Here is a 17,392-nt window from a genome sequence, read left to right on the forward strand (position 1 = left end):
GAATCCTGCCGAGTGCACAGCAGGCCAGAGGCCCCCAGGAGAAATCCTGGGGGCCTCTCGCGTTCTCTCCGTGGCTTCCTCCGTGGCCGGGGTTCCTCCGCACAGAGGGCGGCGGCGGGTCGTTCCGGCACCTCTCGCTAGGATCCCCGCTCATGGAGAGCAAGGGCGGGGACGCGTTCGCCGCGGGCGCGGATCGGGGGGCGGACGTGGAGTTCGTCTACCGGCCGACGGTCGGCGACTTCGAAGAGGCGCTTCGTGCGCGCGCGTTGCGGACAGGGGCGGGGCGGCTCCAGGCGTTCACGGGGCCGGTGGCTTCTGTCGGTGCTCTGGCTGTCTTCGGTGTGGTCGTCGGTATGTCGGCGCCTGTGCTGGCTGTCGCGCTGGTGGTCTGCGCGGCCGTCGTGTCCTGGGGGACCCTGCGGGCTGTGCGCACCCAGGCCCGCAGGATGTTCAGCACCGTGGAGCCGTACGGACAGTGCCGCACGGTGGCCGATGAGCGCGGCGCGGTCAGTACCGGTGAGCAGGTGTCCTTCTTCGTCGGGTGGGCGGTGCACCGGGAGTATCTGGAGACCGCACGCCTCTTCGTGCTGCTCGGCGGTGAGCGTTCGGCCGGAATCGCCGTGCTGCCCAAGAGGGGTGCCCAGGGCCCTGAGGACGTGGAGCGTCTCAGGGCGATCCTGGGGCGGAACCTCAAGCGGCTGTAGCGGTCGCCCGTGTCGGCTCCGCCGTGACCCGGCGGCGGCGGGTCGGCAGGCCCATCGTCGGGTTCGCTACGCCCCAGGCCGCGGCCTTGCAGACCAGTTCCTTGTAGAGGGCCGCCGCGCGGCCGGTCAGGGCCGCGCTGACGGCTCGGTCGTCGGCGGTGACGTACTGGATCAGGCCCTCCTTGCGGCCGAGGGAGACGCACTGGTTGAAGTAGCGGGCCGAGATGGCCGGGAGCTTGGTGCCGGTGAGGCGGGCCGCGATGGCGTCGGCCGCCTGCCAGGCGGTGGGGACGCCCGAGGCGCACGACATGCGCAGCGGTTTGCCGCCCGGGCCCGCGACCAGGGCCGCGTCGCCGATGGCGTACACGTCCGGGTGCGAGGTCGAGCGCATCGTGTCGTCGACCACGATCTGGCCGTTGTCGCCGGTCCGCAGTGTTGTGGCCCGGGCGACGGGGTGGACCGCGAAGCCCGTCGTCCAGACGGTGACCGCGGCCGGGATGTCGCCCTCGGCCGTGGTGACACGGTCGGCGTGCACGGCGGTGACGTCGGCGTGTTCGTGGGCGGTGATCCGCAGGTCGGTGAAGACCTTCCGCAGGTGCCTGGCGCCCTTGGGGGAGAGCCAGTCGCCCAGTGCTCCTCGGGCGGCCAGGGAGACGTCCAGGTCCGGGCGGGTCTCGGCCAGCTCCGTCGCGGCCTCCACGCCGGTGAGGCCGCCGCCGACGACGACCACGGGCGTGCCGGGGGCGAGGGAGGCCAGGCGGTCGCGCAGGCGCAGGGCGCCGGGGCGGCCGGCGATGTCGTGGGCGTGTTCGGCGGCGCCGGGGACGGCGTGGGTGTTCCAGGCGCTGCCCAGGGCGTACACGAGGGTGTCGTACGGCAAGGTCTCCGGCTCACCGGTTCCGTCCGGGGCGGCGACGGAGACCGTTCGGCGGTCGACGTCGATGCCCGTGACCCGGCCGAGGCGCAGCCGGACGGCCGTGCCGGCGAACATCTCGCGGAAGGGGCGGGGGCGGAGGTCCTGGCCCGCCGCGAGCTGGTGCATCCGGACGCGCTCGACGAAGTCGGGTTCGGCGTTGACCAGGGTGATGGAGACGTCCTCGCTGCGCAGCCGTCTGGCGAGGCGTCCGGCGGCGCTCGCTCCGGTGTAGCCGGCTCCGATGACGATGACGCGGTGCTGCTGGATGTTCTGCTGCATGTCCTTCGCTCCTGTCTCGCGGGGTTCCGCCCTTTGAACCGGGCAGCCCGGTGATTCCTGACAGGTGAGAAAGGTGACGTGCGTCACACGGGATCAGTCGATGCGGAGGGCCGGCTCTCCGTGGTCCGTCGCCGCCCACCGACGCGTCGCGCGTTCGAGCTTGTCGGGGTTGGCCTGGTTACGGAAGGCGGCGATGCCGTCCGCCGTGATCTCCAGGCACATGACGCCGATGACCCGGCCGTCGACGGTGACCACGAGCGCGGGCAGCCCGTTGGCGTACCAGACGTGGACCTCTGCCGTGCCGCCGAGGAGGTTGCGAGCGGCCTGGTTGGGGGTGAACAGGCTCCGCATGAACTTCGCGACGGCCACGGCCCCCTCGAAGGGCCTGGTGCGGGCCGGTACCTTCCCGCCGCCGTCGCCGATCGCGACGGCGTCCGCGGTGAGCAGCCGGACGAGCGGTTCGGTCCGGCCGCCGGCGGCGGCCGCGAGGAACTCCTCGACGATCCGACGGGCGGCGGCCTCGTCGATCTCGGTCCGGGCCCTGCCCTCCGCGATGTGCTTCTTGGCGCGGTGGAAGATCTGCTGGCCGGAGGACTCGGTGATGTCCAGGATCTCCGCGATCCTCCGGTGCGGGTAGCCGAAGGCCTCCCGCAGCACGTACACCACCCGCTCGTTGGGGGAGAGGCGCTCCATGAGGGCGAGGACCGCGTACGAGACCGATTCGCGCTGTTCGACGGTGTCGGCGGGGCCGAGCATCGGATCCCCGGCGAGCAGCGGTTCGGGCAGCCACTGGCCCACATAGGTCTCGCGGCGGGCGCGCGCCGAGGTGAGCTGGTTGAGGCAGAGGTTGGTGAGAACTTTCGTCAGCCAGGCCTCGGGGACCTCGATGCGGTCGATGTCGGCGGACTGCCAGCGCAGGAACGTGTCCTGGACGGCGTCCTCGGCATCGCTCGCGGAGCCGAGGAGGCGGTAGGCGATGGCCTTCAGACGGGGCATGGAAGCCTCGAACAGGTCCGTCTGGTTCCCGGTCAGCGCCATGGCCCGGATCATAACGGCCGGCCGCGGCGGCGGATCGAGGGTGTCGGAGGCTCCGCGTAGCATCGCCGGGCCGGTCCGACCGGTGATCTGGTGCCGGTGGAGGAGAGAGCGGGGTCCGGGTGTCCGGTGGGTGGTGGTGCGCCGGGGTGCGGTGGCCGGAGCAGGTGCCCGAGCTGGGGTGGAGCAGGGGCGGCGACCGGCGGGTGAGCGTGCTCGCGTACGGGGCCGGCCTCGGGTTCCGGGCCCTTGGGGAGCGGCACTGCGTGGGGGCCCGGGGGAATGTGTGGCCGCTGGGCGCGGTGGTGCCGGGGCGTTCCACCGGCGGGCGGTGCGCCGAGTGCGCGCGGCTGGACCGGGCGCACTCGGTGGCCGCCGACACGATGGCGGACGACCCCCGGACGTACCGCGTGTACCTCGCCTGGTTCGGGCCCGGCATGGTCAAGGTCGGAATCACCGGGGAGAAGCGGGGGGCGGCCCGGCTGCGGGAGCAGGGGGCCGTGTGCTTCAGCTGGCTGGGGCGCGGCCCCCTCATGGCGGCCCGGCGGACCGAGGAGGTGCTGCGGGCGGCCCTCGGAGTGCCCGACCGGATCCCGTACGCCAGGAAGCGGGCTGTGCGCGGGCGGCTTCCCGTGCGCGAGGAGCGGGCCGCCGAGGTGGCGGAGCTGTACGCGCGGGCCGCGCGGCTCGAAGGGGGCGGCTGGCCCGAGTCGTTGGAGCGGCTTCCGCTCGAAGTCGTCGACCAGGCGGAGTTCTTCGGGATCGACCGGACGCCCCCTCCGGTGCGGTCGGTGCGGGAGCTGGTCGACGGGGGCGTCGTGGCGGGGCGGCTCGTCGCGGCGGCCGGGCCCGATCTGCATCTGGCGGTGGACGGCGTGGGCGTGGTCGTCCTCGACACGCGGCTGATCACCGGGTGGGACCTCGCGGCCCTGCCCGCGGGGGCAGTGTCCGGGGAGGCCGCGTCCGCGGGGGCCGTGTCCGCCGTGGCGGAGGGCGATGTACGGGTCCCTCTCATCGACATCGGCGGCGGTGTGCAGGGTGGGTTGTTCTGACCGTCGACCGAGGGAGAGTCTGTCATGGGAACGCCGCCGCGTTGTTCCTCGCCGAGAAGCCCTGGGGTCCGCGCCGCTTTTCTCAGGCAATTCACAGGAACGGGTCAGGTTGCTCTCACGGGTGCCTCACAGAGTGGTCCCCATGACGACGACGACCTCGCCCCAGGGGCGTACCGAACTGCTCAGGCCGGACCGTACCCCCGTGCGGGTCCTGGTCGTGGACGACGAGGCTCCGCTCGTCGAGCTGCTCTCGATGGCCCTGCGGTACGAGGGGTGGGAGGTGCGCAGCGCCGGGGACGGGGCCGGCGCCGTCCGGGCCGCGCGGGATTTCCGCCCGGACGCGGTGGTCATGGACGTGGTGCTCCCGGACATGGACGGGCTGTCCGCGCTGGGCCGGCTGCGCCGCGAGTACGACGATGTGCCGGTCCTCTTCCTGACCGCCCGGGACGCCGTGGAGGACCGGGTCGCCGGGCTCACCGCGGGCGGCGACGACTACGTGACCAAGCCGTTCGGTCTGGAGGAGGTCGTGGCGCGGCTGCGCGGGCTCATCCGCCGCTCGGGCTCGGCCGTCGCCGCCGGCCGAGCCGGGTCCACGCTCGTCGTCGGGGACCTGGTGCTCGACGAGGACAGCCACGAGGTGAGCCGGGGCGGGGACGCGATCCACGTCACGGCCACCGAGTTCGAACTGCTGCGCTTCCTGATGCGCAATCCGCGCCGGGTGCTCAGCAAGGCGCAGATCCTCGACCGGGTCTGGAACTACGACTTCGGCGGGCAGGCCAACGTCGTGGAGCTCTACATCTCCTACCTCCGCAAGAAGATCGACGCCGGGCGCACGCCGATGATCCACACCCGGCGCGGCGCGGGGTACCTGATCAAGCCCGGCGAGTAGGGGCCGGGGCGGTGTGGGGGTGCTGCGGCGGCCGTGGACGCTGCGGACGCGGCTCGTCGTGTCCGCCGTCCCGCTGATCGCCGTCGTCGCCGCCGTCAGCCGGTGCGGCTGTTCGGGCTGAACGACTGCGCCTGGGGACGCGGCCGCCGTCGGCGCGCAGCACGCGGCCGGCTGCCAACTAGCTGCCGACGGCCCGGGTATGGCGATCTGCGGCTTCAACGGGAGCGACCCACCACCGACGCCGGCCCGGTTCAGGAAGTGCGTAGCGGAGGGGGAGACCCACTACTTCATCTCGGGCGGCGGGACGGAAGGCGGCAGCGGCAGGGGCGGCGACTCCGGTACCTCGTCGCAGTTCTCCTCCTGGGTGACGGAGAACTTCACCGGGGCACCGTCGGCACCGCCACTTCCACGACCTGACACGGCCCGCCGGTCGAGGGCCGGACGTACGCGGCCGGGCTCAGAACCCGGCCGCGTACGTCCAGAAGTCCCGCATCACCTGCGGAGCGGTGGGCCCGGCCAACTCCAGCTGGGTGAGCAGGACGGCGACGGTGCCCGTGGACGGGATGACGTGGGCCGTGGTGCCGGTGCCGCCGATCCAGCCGTAGCGGCCCAGTACGTTCCAGGGGGCCGCGATCTCGATGTCCACCGCCCCGCCGAATCCCCAGCCCTGCCCCTCCGTGAACAGCCCGCTCGCCGCGCGCTGCTCGGGGGTCAGATGGTCGGTGATCATCTGGCGGACCGACTCGGCGGCCAGCACCCGCCGTCCTTCGTCGTTCAGCCCCCCGGCGAGCAGCATCCGGCCGAACGCGGCCCAGTCGTCGACGGTCGAGACCAGGCCGCCCGCGCCGGACGGGAAGGCGGGCGGGCTGCTCCACTGCCCGTCCGGGGCGTCGACCAGCACCGGATCGCTTCCGCTGTCCGCCCCGGCCCGGTAGTAGCCGGTGAACCGGTCGAGGTCGGCGGGCTCCACGGCGAACCCGGTGTCCGTCATGCCGAGGGGCTCGAACAGCCGCTCCGCCAGATACACGGGCAGCGGGCGGTCGGCGACCCGGGCGATGAGGACGCCGAGGATGTCGGAGCACGTGTTGTAGAGCCAGCCGTCGCCCGGCTGGTGCAGCAACGGGATACGGGACAGCGCGGCCATCCAGGCGTCCGGCGCGAGGACGGTCCGCGGCTGCGGCGGGCCCTGTTTCAGCTCGGCGAACAGCGGGGCGACGGCCGGGAGCGAGAAGTCGGAAGGGAAGCCGTGGCCGGCCCGGAAGGTCAGCAGGTCCAGCAGGGTGATCGGGCGGACCGCCGACACCACGTCGTCGACCGGGCTCTGCGGGGTCCGTACGACCAGGGGCGCGGCCAGCTCGGGAAGCCAGGCCGCGACCGGGTCGGCGGGGGCGATCAGTCCGTCCTCGACGAGCGTCATGGCGGCCGCCGCCACGATCGGCTTGGTGATCGAGGCGATACGGAAGAGCGAGTCCCGCCGCATCGGCGTGGGCCCGGCGAGGTCGGCCGTACCGGCCGCCGCCACCTCGGTCCTTCCGCCCCGGGCGACCAGGGCCACCGCACCCGGCATCGACCCCTCGGCGATGTGGGCGTCCAGCAGTTCGTGCAGGGGGGTGGTGGTCATGGGTCGTCCTTCGTCCGGTACCGCGGGTGCTGTCGGAGGCCTGCCCTCCGGGGGGCGCCCCGCGGCGCGTGACCGCGGGTGGTGGACCGGGCGCGGCCCTCGGACAGGAGGACGCGCGCCGGCCGTAAAAGGAGGCATGCGGGCCGAAAGTGATGACTCCCGGCCCGCCCGGGACTCATCGGCCCGGGTCCGGGTGCTGTGGGCCGCGCCCGGGGGGCGTCGGTCCGGCGCCCCGGACCCGGCCGACCGAACTCGTGGGGCATCGGCCCCGTGCGGCCCGGTGGGTTCCGTCCGGGCTTGTCCGTGCGGCTCGGTGGGTTCCGTCCCGGCTCGTCCGTCCGACCCCCGTCGGTGGGCTCATCGGCCCCTGCCTCCCCGTACCAGCAGGTCCGCCACCACCGGCCGGTGGTCGGAGGCGACGCTCTCCGGCACCCACGCCTTCCGCACCGTGATCCCGGCGTCCGGCCCGGCCTTCGACACCGCCACGAAGTCGATCCGCTTGACCGGGTCCCCCGCCGGGAAGGTCGGCGCGCCCGGGTCGGCGTCCGCCAGTTCCCGCCACAGCGGCGCCAGTTCGGGGGCGGCAGGCTCCGCGTTGAAGTCGCCGAGCAGGATCCGCGGGCCCCGGTCCTCGGCCATGATCCGCCGGGTGTCGGCGACCTGGGCGACGCGGACGGCGGGGTCCGGGCGGTAGTCGAGGTGGGTCACGTACACGTGTACGGGCAGCCCTCGCACCCGTACGACGACCTCGCCGAACCCCGGGGCGGGAGCGGGGGCCGGGTCGGGGTCCTGGGTGGAGAGTCGGGTGATCTCGTGGTTCTCGGCGCTCACGATCCGGTACCGCGACAGCACGGCCACCCCGTACTCCGCGCGGGGGCCGCCCGGCCGGGACGGGTCCAGGCTGTAGATCGGGGCAAAGGAGACGTGCATGCGGAGCCGCCGCGCCAGCTCTCCCGCGAGATCTCGCCACTCGCTGCGGTCGCCCCAGTGCCGGTCGACCTCCTGAAGGCCGATCACATCCGCATCGAGCGCCCGGAGTTCGGCTGTCTGGCGGTCCAGGTCGAAGGCGCCGTCCACGCCCGCCCCGGCGTGGATGTTGTACGTGGCGACCCGCAGCGGAACGCCCCCGCGGGAAGGGGGGTGGTTCGTGGTGACGGCGGCGGCGGGCGGCGCGACGAGCGCGCCCAGGAGGGATGCGGTGAACAGGAGTTGAGGAATGCGAGTGGTACGGCGACGCAGCGACATGGCTCTCCAACCGGCCGAAAATCGCGCACTTTGTCAGGTCAGCGTCGAGAACCGTACCGTCCGGCCGCCGCGCGGGCCCCACCGGCGCGGCCGGTCCGGCGCCGCGAAACGGACTTGTACGTTGTACAGGGACTGTCTTACGCTGTATATCAACGACCTGTCGTACACCGTTCAGCGCCGAGTCGCGCGCCGTACGGCCCCTCCGGAGCGAGCTGTCACCGCACCGGACCCCCGGAGCCCAAGGAGTCCGCATGACGGCACCCGCCGCACCACGACCAGACCTCGCCCGTCAGGGGCATCCGCAGCGCTGGCTGATCCTCGGTGTCATCTGCCTGGCCCAGCTCACGGTGCTGCTCGACAACACCGTCCTCAACGTCGCGATCCCCTCCCTCACCTCGGAGCTGGATGCCTCCACCGCCGACGTGCAGTGGATGATCAACGCCTACTCACTCGTCCAGGCAGGGCTGCTGCTCACCGCGGGCAGCTCCGCCGACCGCTACGGGCGCAAGAAGATGCTGATGGTGGGCCTCGCCCTGTTCGGCGTCGGCTCGCTCGTGGCCGGGCTCTCCCAGTCCTCGGGCCAGCTCATCGCGGCCCGTGCCGGGATGGGGGTCGGTGGCGCGCTGCTGCTCACCACGACGCTCGCCGTGGTGGTCCAGATCTTCGACGACGCCGAGCGGGTCAAGGCGATCGGGATCTGGTCCACGGTCTCCTCCCTCGGCTTCGCGGCGGGTCCGCTGTTCGGCGGGTTCGTCCTCGACCACTTCTGGTGGGGCGCGATCTTCCTCATCAACATCCCGGTCGCCCTGTTCGCCCTGGCCGCCGTCGCCCGGCTCGTACCGGAGTCGAAGAGCGGTCAGGGAGAGCGGCCGGACCTGCTGGGCGCGCTGCTCTCCACGATCGGCATGACCGCCGTCGTCTTCGCGATCATCTCCGGTCCCGAGCACGGCTGGGCCTCCGGCCAGGTGCTGCTGACGGCGTCTCTCGGAGTCGCGGTGCTGGCCGGATTCGTGCTGTGGGAGCTGCGCGTTCCCCACCCGATGCTCGACATGCACTTCTTCCGGAACCAGAAGTTCGTCGGTGCGGTGGCGGGGGCCATCCTGGTCGCCTTCGGGATGACCGGATCGCTCTTCCTGCTCACCCAGCATCTTCAGTTCGTCCTCGGTTACGGGCCGTTGGAGGCGGGCCTGCGGACGGCACCGATGGCGCTCACCGTGGTCGCCCTGAACCTCACGGGCCTCGGCGCGCGCATGGTCCGGAAGTTCGGCACGCCCGTCGTCATCGCGGCGGGGATGAGCTGCCTGGCGGCCGGTCTCGCCGCGATCGCGGTGCTCGGCGGGGGCGACGGCGGTTACGGCGGCATGCTGTTCGGCCTGGTCGTGATGGGTGCGGGCGTCGCCCTGGCGATGCCCGCGATGGCCAACGCCATCATGAGCGCGATCCCGCCGGAGAAGGCGGGGGTGGGCGCGGGGGTCAACGGCATGCTCGCGGAGTTCGGCAACGGACTGGGGGTCGCGGTGCTCGGCGCGGTGCTGAACGCCCGCTTCGCCGCTCTCGTTCCGGCCGCCGTCGGCGCCGCCTCGCTGCCCGCGGCCCTGGCCGCCGCAGACGGCCCTGCCGCCCGGGAGCAGATCAAGGACGCCTTCGCCTCGGGCCTGGAGGTCAGCCAACTGGTCGGCGCGGTCGCGGTGCTGGCGGGCGGGCTGCTCGCCGCGCTGCTGCTGCGCCGGGCCGAGCGGGCGGAGACCTCGTCGGCCGGGGCCACGAAGGCGCGGCCCGCCGACGCCACGGAGCCGCCGGTGGCCGGGGCTGCGGAACCGCCGGTGACCGACGCCGCGAGGGCCGAGGCCGGGACGGCCGGGGCTGCGAAGGCCGCAGTCGGGACGGCCGGGGCTGCGAAGGCCGATGCCGGGCAGGGAGAGGCCGGGACGGCGGTGAACAGGGCAGACTCGACGGGGCCGACGGCATAGCATCGGACCGGACGCGCGTACCGGACCGTCAGCATCCGGTACGCCGTCCTTCCGACAGGACGGCTCGGTCCCGCCCTTCCGGCAGGACCACTCGGAAGAGTGTCCGCGCAAGACGAGGAGAGTGCGCCATGGTGTCCGAGTCCGACCGCGATGCCGACCGCCATGCCGACCGGGAGTCCTTCCCCGAGCCTGAGCCGGGGACCGGTGCCGGTGCCGGCGGTGGGCCCGGGGCGGGAGCCGAGACCGGCCCGGCGAGCAACGCCGCGCGGACCAGCGTATGGCTGGACCGCCGGGCCCCCTCGCGCTCGCGCAGGACCGAGTCCCCGGTGGGGCTGGACCGCAACCGGATCACCGAGGCGTCGGTGCGGCTGCTGGACGCCGACGGCCTGGCCAAGTTCTCGATGCGCCGGCTCGCCGCCGAGCTGGACGTCACCGCGATGTCCCTCTACTGGTACGTCGACACCAAGGACGACCTGCTGGAACTGGCGCTCGACTCGGTCTACGCCGAGATCGCCCCGCCGCGCGAGGACGCCGACTGGCGGGACCGGCTGCGGGAGCTGGCCCGCAGCTACCGCGAGCTCCTCGTCCGCCACATCTGGATCTCCCCGCTGGCCGGGACGTTCCTCAACATCGGCCCGAACTCCATGCTGTTCTCGTACGCCGTCCAGGACATCGTCCGGGCCACCGGGCTTCCCCTGGAGCGGCAGACGGGCGCGCTCTCGGCGGTCTTCCAGTTCGTGTACGGATTCGGCACCGTCGAGGGCCACTTCAAGGCGCGGTGCGACGCGACCGGACTGACCCAGGACGAGTACCACCAGCAGGCGATGAGCACGATCAGGGCGCAGCCGCACATGCGGCAGATCACCGAGGCGTCGGACGAACTGATGGCCGCCCGGGGCGGGAAGACCGTCGAGGAGATGCGCGAGCGGGACTTCGTCTTCGCGCTGGACCTGCTGATCGCGGGCATCGAGGCGGTGCGCGACCGGACGGGCTCGTCCGCCCGGTAGCCGCTTCCACGAGGAGCGCTCAGTAGCGCGTGACCGGTATCGGAGAGACGACTTCGCGTTACTGAGCGTGCGTCGGCCCCGCGCCGGCTTCAGTATCCGCGCCTCGCGTCCACCGTCAGCTCGGGCCTGCGGCCCGCCGTCACGGCCTCCCAGCAGGCGGTGAAGTCGAGGGAGACGTCCTCGTCGGTGGTGATCCCCGAGGAGTGCGAGGTGATGACCGTACGGGGCAGCTTCCACACCGGGTCGCCGGGTCCGGCCGGTTCCTCCGGCAGTACGTCCAGCACCGCCCGCCGCACCCGGCCGTCCCGCAGCGCGGTCTCCAGCGCCTCCATGTCGACGGTCGCGCCCCGCCCCACGTTGACGAACGTCGCCCCGCGCACCGCCGCGAACCGGGCGGCCCCGAAGAAGCCCCCCGTGGCCCCGGTCAGCGGCAGCGTGGAGATCACCCAACGGGCCTCGGCGAGCGCCTCTTCGTCCTCGGCGGCCCCGATCACGCGGTCGAAGCCGGGCACCACCCGGGCGGTGCCGGGCGCGGGTCCGAACCGCGTCGTGCGGGCGACGCCCACGGTGCGCACCCCGCAGGCGCCCAGCAGCCGTCCGACGGCCGCGCCGATGCGGCCGGTCCCGTAGATCAGGGCGGTCTGCCCGGCGATGAGCTCCGAGGGGAGGCGCTCCCAGCGCGCGCGGGCGTGCAGGGCGGTGAACTCCGGTACGGACTGGCACTCGGCGAGCATCCAGGCCAGGACGTACTGGGCCATCCGCTCGCCCATCCGGCCCACGGTCCGGGTGAGGAGGGCCGAGCCGGGCCAGGGGCCCCCGGCGAGCAGCGGGTCCGTCCCCGCGTTGACGCTGTGGAACCAGAGCAGCCGGCTCGTCCGCAGCGCGTCGGGCAGCGTCTCCCCCACGCACAGCAGGGGCGCTTCGGACGGCGGCGGGACGTCCTCCAGGGGCTGCGCGTCCCGCCCGGTGAGCCGCTCCAGTTCTCGTACGAGTCCGCCGTCGAGCGAGGGCGTGACCAGCAGCCGGGCCTTCGCGAGGGCGTCGGGCGAGGGCAGCGGCGGGGGCGGGACGGGCATCCCGCACGCGAGGAGCGAGTGGGGCTGCCACGGGACGGGCACCGGCGGAACGGACCAGGCGTTCCCGTTCTGCCCGTTCCCGTTCTGCCCGTTCCCGTTCTCCCCGTTCTCTGTGGCTTCTCCGGTCATCGCTCGGTCAGCTCCCCGATGCCAGGTGGGCCGGGAAGCCGCCGGTGGCGACGGGGCCCCAGCGCTCCGGGGTGACCCGGATGATCGACTTGCCCTGCTTCACCATCGCCGCCCGGTACTCGTCCCAGTCCGGGTGCTCGCCCGAGATGTTGCGGAAGTACTCGACGAGCGGCTCGACCGAGTCCGGGGCGTCGATGACCTCCGCCGAACCGTCGACCTGCACCCACGGCCCGTCCCACTCGTCCGACAGCACGATCACGCTGACCCGTTCGTCGCGCCGCGCGTTGCGGGTCTTGGCGCGCGCGGGGTACGTCGACATGACGATCCGCCCCGCGTCGTCCACGCCGCAGGTCAGCGGGGAGCCCTGGGGGCGGCCGTCGGCGCGGGCGGTGAGCAGGACCGCCCGGTGCCGGGGGCGTACGAACGCCAGCAACGCGTCGAGCTCCACAGTGGTGTTGGTCGCGATGTTCGGTGCCATGCCCACCACCCTACGACCGGGCCGGGCCAGGGCCGGGGCAGCCTCGTCGAGCGCTAACCGGGCAGCGCCTCGCCCTGTACCGCCTGGATGTCCAGTTCCACGCGCAGGGTCGTTCCGATCGCGGAGATGCCCGCCTGGACGACCTGGTTGTAGTTCATCGCGAAGTCGGCGCGGCGCAGTTCGGCGGTGGCGTGGAAGGCCGCGCGCACCCCGCCCCACGGGTCGGGCCCGGTGCCGAGGTAGCTGAGGTCCAGGTCGACGGGGCGTGAGACGCCGTGCATGGTCAGCTCGCCGTGCACGGTCCAGCGGTCGGGTCCCGCCGGGTCCAGCGCGGTGGAGCGGTAGGCGATCTCCGGGTACCGGTCCACGTCCAGGAAGTCCGGCGAGCGCAGGTGCTTGTCCCGCATCTCGTTGCCGGTGTCGATGCCGGCCGCCCTGATCACCGCCTCGACCCGGGAGCGGGTGACGTCCTGGGCGATCTCGATCCGGCCGCCGAAGTCGGTGAAGCGGCCGTGCACGCTGGAGATCCCCAGGTGCTGGGCGACCGCGCCGACCGAGGAGTGCGCGGGGTCCAGCGACCAGACGCCCGGCGGCGGCAGCTCCACCCCGCCCTGGCGGGCCAGCACGATCTGGCCGCCCTCGATGCGGCCGCTAGCGGTGACGAGGGCGGTGGAGGCGACGGGCGCGTACCCGACCGCCGTGACGATCACCGTGTACGCGCCGGCCGCCAGGGAACCGTCCGTCCGGACGGCCCCGTCCTCGTCGGCCGCGGCGCGCAGCACCTGGGTGCCGGTCATGTCGGTGACGGTGACGACGGCGTGCTGGACCGCCCAGCCGTCCCGTGTCCGTACTTGTGCGCGAAGTCCCATCCCGTATCTCTCTCCTAGCTCGATGACCCGCGGCCGGCCCGAAGGAGCCCGGGGCCACATGGGTCGGGCCCCGGGGCGGTCACGGCAGGCCGTCCCCTGCTCGCCGTACCCGCCACCGGGGCCCGTTTCCACCCGGTCGTGACAGCCTCTCCGCTGGAAGTGCCGTCCGACCAGGGGTCTTCGCGATCCCTTCACGTGCTCGCGCGCATCCCTATAGGTGCACGCGCGCCCGGGCCGAAGGAATCTGTCCCGAGGGATCTGTCCCGAGGGATCGACCCGCGGGAATCAATCCGCGGGATCGACCCGCGGGAATCAATCCGCGGGATCGACCCGCGGGAATCAATCCGCGGGAATCAATCACTCACCCGGGTGGGCGAGTTCGATGTCGTGCCCGTCGACTCCCGGGCCGCTCACGGTCAGCGATCCGGCCACCGGCGGGTAACCGGTCGCGATGACCGCGTACTCGCCCGCGTCCAGGTCGGTGAAGGCGTACGCCCCGTCCTCGCCGGTCGTCGCGGTGGCGACCACGTTGCCCGCCGCGTCGATCAGCGTGACCCGCGCGTCGGTCAGCGGGCTCCGGGCGGCCCCGGCCCGCACGACGCCCCGGACCAGCGCACCGGACCGCAGCGCGGCCTCGACGCGGGTGACGCCCTGGCCGCCGATCTCCACCGGCAGCGCCAGCGGACGGAAGCCGGCGGCGTTGACCGCGACGGTCACGGAGCCCGGGATCAGCTCGCCGAAGGCGAACTCACCGGACGGGCCGGACGCGCCGGTGGCCAGCACGTCGCCCCGGACGTCGGTCACGACGACCATCGCGCCGTCGACGGGTGCGCCGGACTCCGCGGCCTTGACGATCCCGGCCAGTCCGCTCGTACCGGAGAGCAGGATGTCGAAGGCCAGCGGCTCCTCACCGACGACCACCGTGGAGGCCTGCGGCTGGAAGCCGTCGGCGGAGGCGATCAGCACGTAGCTGCCGGAACCGGGGGCGTCCAGGCTGTAGCCGCCGTCGGGACGGGCCACGGAGCGGCCGAGCTGCCGGCCGCCCAGCGAGATCAGGGTGACGGCGGCGCGGGCGACCGGAGCGCCCTCCGCACCCCGCACCACACCGTGGACCGACGTGCCCTGGACCGAGGACCCCTGAACGCCGCTGCCGCTGTCGACGGTGTCGTACGAGGCGGAGGCAGGGGCGGGGGCCGGGTCGCCGACGGTGTCGGCCGTGCTCTGGGAGACCGGACCGGTGGCCGCGCCGACGGCGGCGGGTACGGGCGCCTCGTCCGACCCGACGACGGCGGAGGCCTGGGCGGAGGCATGGGCCGAGGCACCGGAGGGAGCGTCGGCGGGGGCGTCGGTCGCCACGCTGCTCTTCAGCGCGACCTCCTTGATGAAGAGCGTCACGATGAAGGCGACGAGCGCGGCCGGAGCGGCGTACAGGAAGACGTCGCCGACGCCGTGCCCGTACGCGGCCTCCATGACCAGGCGCAGGGGCTCGGGCAGCTTGTCCAGGTCGGGGATGCCCCCGCCGCCGGTACCGCCGTGGCCGAACGCCGCACCCTCCGGGCCGAGGTCGGCGATGCCGTCCTTGACGTAGTGGGTGACCCGGTTGCCCAGGACCGCGCCGAGCGCGGAGACGCCGATCGCGCCGCCGAGGGAGCGGAAGAACGTGACGACGGAGCTCGCGGAACCGAGGTCCTCGGGGGCGACCTGGTTCTGGGTGGCGAGGACCAGGTTCTGCATCATCATGCCGATGCCGAGACCCATGACGAACATGTAGACCGCGACGTGCCAGTACGCGGTGTCGTACCGGATCGTGCCGAGCATCCCGAGCCCGGCCGTGACCAGGAAACCACCGGTGACCAGCCACGCCTTCCAGCGCCCGGTCTTGGTGATGACCTGGCCGGAGATGGTCGAGGAGAGGAAGAGACCCGTGATCATCGGGATGGTCATCACGCCGGACATCGTCGGCGACTTGCCGCGCGCCAGCTGGAAGTACTGGCTGAAGAAGACGGTGCCCGCGAACATCGCGATGCCGACGAACAGTGAGGCGATCGAGGCGAGGGTGATGGTGCGGTTGCGGAAGAGGCGCAGCGGGATGATCGGCTCGGCGGCCCGCGACTCGGTGAGGACGAAGAGCAGGCCGAGCAGGACGGAGCCCGCGACCATCACGTATGTCTGCCACGACAGCCAGTCGTACTTGTCGCCCGCGAAGGTCACCCAGACCAGCAGCAGGGAGACGGCGGCGCTGATGAAGAACGCGCCGGTCCAGTCGACCTTGACGCCCTCGCGCTTGACGACCGGGAGCTTCAGGGTCTTCTGGAGCACGATCAGCGCGATGATCGCGAACGGCACGCCGACGTAGAAGCACCAGCGCCAGCCCATCCAGCTGGTGTCGGTGATGACGCCGCCGAGCAGCGGACCGCCGACGGTGGCGACGGCGAAGACGGCGCCCAGGTAACCGCTGTAACGACCGCGCTCGCGCGGGGCGATCATCGCGGCCATGACGATCTGCGCGAGGGCGGAGAGACCGCCGACGCCGATGCCCTGGACGACCCGGCAGGCGATGAGCATGCCGCTGCTGGTCGACAGACCGGCGACGACCGAGCCCAGGACGTAGATGATCAGGGCTATCTGGACCAGCAGCTTCTTGCTGAAGAGGTCCGAGAGCTTGCCCCAGAGCGGGGTGGTGGCGGTCATGGCCAGCAGCGAGGCCGTCACGACCCAGGTGTAGGCGCTCTGGCCGCCGCCGAGGTCGGAGATGATCTCGGGCAGGGCGTTGGAGACGACCGTCGACGACAGGATCGCGACGAACATGCCGAGCAGCAGCCCGGTGAGCGCTTCCATGATCTGCCGGTGTGTCATCGGCGTGCCGTCGGGGGTGCCGGAGGCGGGGGCGCCACCGTGCCCTCCGTGCTTGGCGTGGCCGCCCCGCACACCGGTGGGTGTGGTCGTAGCCATTGAGTTCCTTATCCGTGCGAATTTGCTTCTGTTACACAGGTGTACGGGTGTGAGCCTCGTCGCCGAGACCGGTCCTGCACTCGCCGGTGTGACGTCCGGGGGCGCAGCCGCCGGATCCGCGACAGGCGAAGCTGTCGCGCAGCCGGGACAGCAGCGCGATGAGCCGGCCGACGTCGTCGTCGGACCAGTCCTGGAGGTTGTGGGCGAACACCTCGGTGGTCCGCCGGGTCAGTTCGTCGAGCTGGTCGTGCCCGCCGGGGGTCAGCCGCAGGATGCGGGACCGCTTGTCCGCCGGGTCCGGAGACCGTTCGATCCAGCCGCGATCAGCCACATGGGCCACGTGGCGGCTGGTCACCGACATGTCCACGGACAGCAGCTCGGCGAGCCGGCTGATCCGCATCTCACCGTGCCGGTCCAGGAGGGTCAGCACGGCGGCGGATCCCGCGGGACATTCGTGGGGCAGCGCGCGGGCGAGCCCCCTTTTGACGGCCCCGACGGCGCTGAGCTGCCGGGCCAGTTCCTCGTAACTACTCCGTGCGGCCACGGGAACCCCCAGCACACTCACGACTATGTTGTTGCTTAGGGCAACGATAGAAGCCGTTGGTTGCTACAGGCAAACGAAACGGCCTTGCAGAAGTAAAGGAACGCAAAAGCCTCCGTAGGGTCCGGGTCAAGCCCGTTCGCCGACTGAGACGACGCAGGTCGGAGGAGGTGCGGGGTGGCTGCCAGGTGGCCCGGGGGTTGGGCGGTGGGCCCGAGTTCGCTAGGGTCCTGCCCCATGGCACACAACCCCCACGCCCCTCAGCCGGGCCCCGAGGGCACCCCTGACCCGGCGGGCAGCACGCAGATGTTCCGCGCCTTCGTCGACGAGGGCGAGCCGCAGCGCCGGCAGCAGCCCGCGGCGACCTCTTCCGGGCCGAAGGCCGGGGTGATCGCGGCGGTGATCGCGGTCGTCGTCGTCCTCGGCGCGGTGGCCTGGCTCGCCCTGCGCTGACCCGCGTTCGCAGGGGGGCCGCCCCGGGACGGTGCGGGACGGGCCTACGACAGTGCGGGCAGGCCCACGGCAGCACGCAGCACGCAGGGCAGGCCCGCAGCAGCACGATGCGTACGACAGCACGGCGCGTACGACAGTACGGCGCGTACGACAGTACGACGCGTGTGACCGTACGA

15 protein-coding genes are annotated in these 17,392 nt (G+C 72.7%); 6 read left to right on the forward strand and 9 right to left on the reverse strand.

Annotated features, from left to right (window positions below; all coding sequences use genetic code 11):
* The first annotated feature begins 152 nt into the window (after nucleotides 1–152).
* On the forward strand, nucleotides 153–704 hold the full coding sequence (locus ACH4RG_RS01400; protein ID WP_398538922.1) for a hypothetical protein: 552 nt from the start codon (nucleotides 153–155) through the stop codon (nucleotides 702–704).
* On the opposite strand, the gene ACH4RG_RS01405 is transcribed toward ACH4RG_RS01400, so the two are convergent.
* Together ACH4RG_RS01405 and sigJ are read right to left on the reverse strand one after the other, a co-directional pair.
* Nucleotides 691–1,899, reverse strand: coding sequence for an NAD(P)/FAD-dependent oxidoreductase (locus ACH4RG_RS01405; RefSeq protein ID WP_397930740.1), 1,209 nt, complete (start codon nucleotides 1,897–1,899; stop codon nucleotides 691–693). The two genes, ACH4RG_RS01400 and ACH4RG_RS01405, sit on opposite strands and share 14 nt — an antisense overlap.
* 93 nt (nucleotides 1,900–1,992) lie before the next feature.
* Entirely contained in the window at nucleotides 1,993–2,937 is a 945-nt protein-coding gene (sigJ, locus tag ACH4RG_RS01410; RefSeq protein ID WP_397918605.1) for an RNA polymerase sigma factor SigJ, read from the reverse strand.
* A gap of 119 nt (nucleotides 2,938–3,056) precedes the next feature.
* Between sigJ and ACH4RG_RS01415 the strand changes: the two genes are divergently transcribed.
* Together ACH4RG_RS01415 and ACH4RG_RS01420 are read left to right on the forward strand one after the other, a co-directional pair.
* Entirely contained in the window at nucleotides 3,057–3,986 is a 930-nt protein-coding gene (locus ACH4RG_RS01415) for a DUF2797 domain-containing protein (RefSeq protein WP_398538923.1), read from the forward strand.
* Nucleotides 3,987–4,128: 142 nt separating this feature from the next.
* A complete protein-coding gene (locus tag ACH4RG_RS01420) occupies nucleotides 4,129–4,875 on the forward strand; it encodes a response regulator transcription factor (protein WP_397918601.1) in 747 nt (248 codons plus the stop codon).
* A 457-nt stretch (nucleotides 4,876–5,332) separates the two neighbouring features.
* On the opposite strand, the gene ACH4RG_RS01425 is transcribed toward ACH4RG_RS01420, so the two are convergent.
* Complete coding sequence (locus ACH4RG_RS01425) at nucleotides 5,333–6,496, reverse strand: serine hydrolase domain-containing protein (protein ID WP_398538924.1); 1,164 nt, start codon at nucleotides 6,494–6,496, stop codon at nucleotides 5,333–5,335.
* Between the two features lie 357 nt (nucleotides 6,497–6,853).
* Entirely contained in the window at nucleotides 6,854–7,741 is an 888-nt protein-coding gene (locus ACH4RG_RS01430; RefSeq protein ID WP_397918597.1) for an endonuclease/exonuclease/phosphatase family protein, read from the reverse strand.
* Between the two features lie 251 nt (nucleotides 7,742–7,992).
* On the opposite strand from ACH4RG_RS01430, the gene ACH4RG_RS01435 reads away from it, so the two are divergent.
* Together ACH4RG_RS01435 and ACH4RG_RS01440 are read left to right on the forward strand one after the other, a co-directional pair.
* Entirely contained in the window at nucleotides 7,993–9,711 is a 1,719-nt protein-coding gene (locus ACH4RG_RS01435) for an MFS transporter (protein WP_397918595.1), read from the forward strand.
* A 128-nt stretch (nucleotides 9,712–9,839) separates the two neighbouring features.
* Nucleotides 9,840–10,718 (forward strand): TetR/AcrR family transcriptional regulator, encoded by an 879-nt coding sequence (locus tag ACH4RG_RS01440; RefSeq protein WP_397930731.1) that lies wholly within the window; start codon nucleotides 9,840–9,842, stop codon nucleotides 10,716–10,718.
* A gap of 89 nt (nucleotides 10,719–10,807) precedes the next feature.
* Here the strand turns inward: ACH4RG_RS01440 and ACH4RG_RS01445 are convergent, their stop codons facing one another.
* The 5 genes from ACH4RG_RS01445 to ACH4RG_RS01465 all read right to left on the reverse strand — a co-directional run bounded on the left by ACH4RG_RS01445 (nucleotide 10,808) and on the right by ACH4RG_RS01465 (nucleotide 16,766).
* Complete coding sequence (locus ACH4RG_RS01445) at nucleotides 10,808–11,794, reverse strand: NAD(P)-dependent oxidoreductase (RefSeq protein WP_397919284.1); 987 nt, start codon at nucleotides 11,792–11,794, stop codon at nucleotides 10,808–10,810.
* A 136-nt stretch (nucleotides 11,795–11,930) separates the two neighbouring features.
* The gene (locus ACH4RG_RS01450; RefSeq protein ID WP_398538925.1) at nucleotides 11,931–12,401 is read right to left on the reverse strand and encodes a PPOX class F420-dependent oxidoreductase; all 471 of its coding nucleotides are present in this window, start codon (nucleotides 12,399–12,401) and stop codon (nucleotides 11,931–11,933) included.
* 53 nt (nucleotides 12,402–12,454) lie between these two features.
* The gene (locus tag ACH4RG_RS01455) at nucleotides 12,455–13,270 is read right to left on the reverse strand and encodes a YceI family protein (protein ID WP_397930725.1); all 816 of its coding nucleotides are present in this window, start codon (nucleotides 13,268–13,270) and stop codon (nucleotides 12,455–12,457) included.
* Nucleotides 13,271–13,627: 357 nt separating this feature from the next.
* The gene (locus ACH4RG_RS01460; RefSeq protein WP_398538926.1) at nucleotides 13,628–16,222 is read right to left on the reverse strand and encodes an MFS transporter; all 2,595 of its coding nucleotides are present in this window, start codon (nucleotides 16,220–16,222) and stop codon (nucleotides 13,628–13,630) included.
* Nucleotides 16,223–16,253: 31 nt separating this feature from the next.
* Nucleotides 16,254–16,766 (reverse strand): MarR family winged helix-turn-helix transcriptional regulator, encoded by a 513-nt coding sequence (locus tag ACH4RG_RS01465; protein WP_397919282.1) that lies wholly within the window; start codon nucleotides 16,764–16,766, stop codon nucleotides 16,254–16,256.
* Between the two features lie 234 nt (nucleotides 16,767–17,000).
* Between ACH4RG_RS01465 and ACH4RG_RS01470 the strand changes: the two genes are divergently transcribed.
* The gene (locus ACH4RG_RS01470) at nucleotides 17,001–17,216 is read left to right on the forward strand and encodes a hypothetical protein (RefSeq protein WP_397918585.1); all 216 of its coding nucleotides are present in this window, start codon (nucleotides 17,001–17,003) and stop codon (nucleotides 17,214–17,216) included.
* Nucleotides 17,217–17,392 lie beyond the last annotated feature (176 nt).

It is taken from the genome of Streptomyces sp. NPDC021019 (genome assembly GCF_044333295.1).
Classification (GTDB): domain Bacteria; phylum Actinomycetota; class Actinomycetes; order Streptomycetales; family Streptomycetaceae; genus Streptomyces.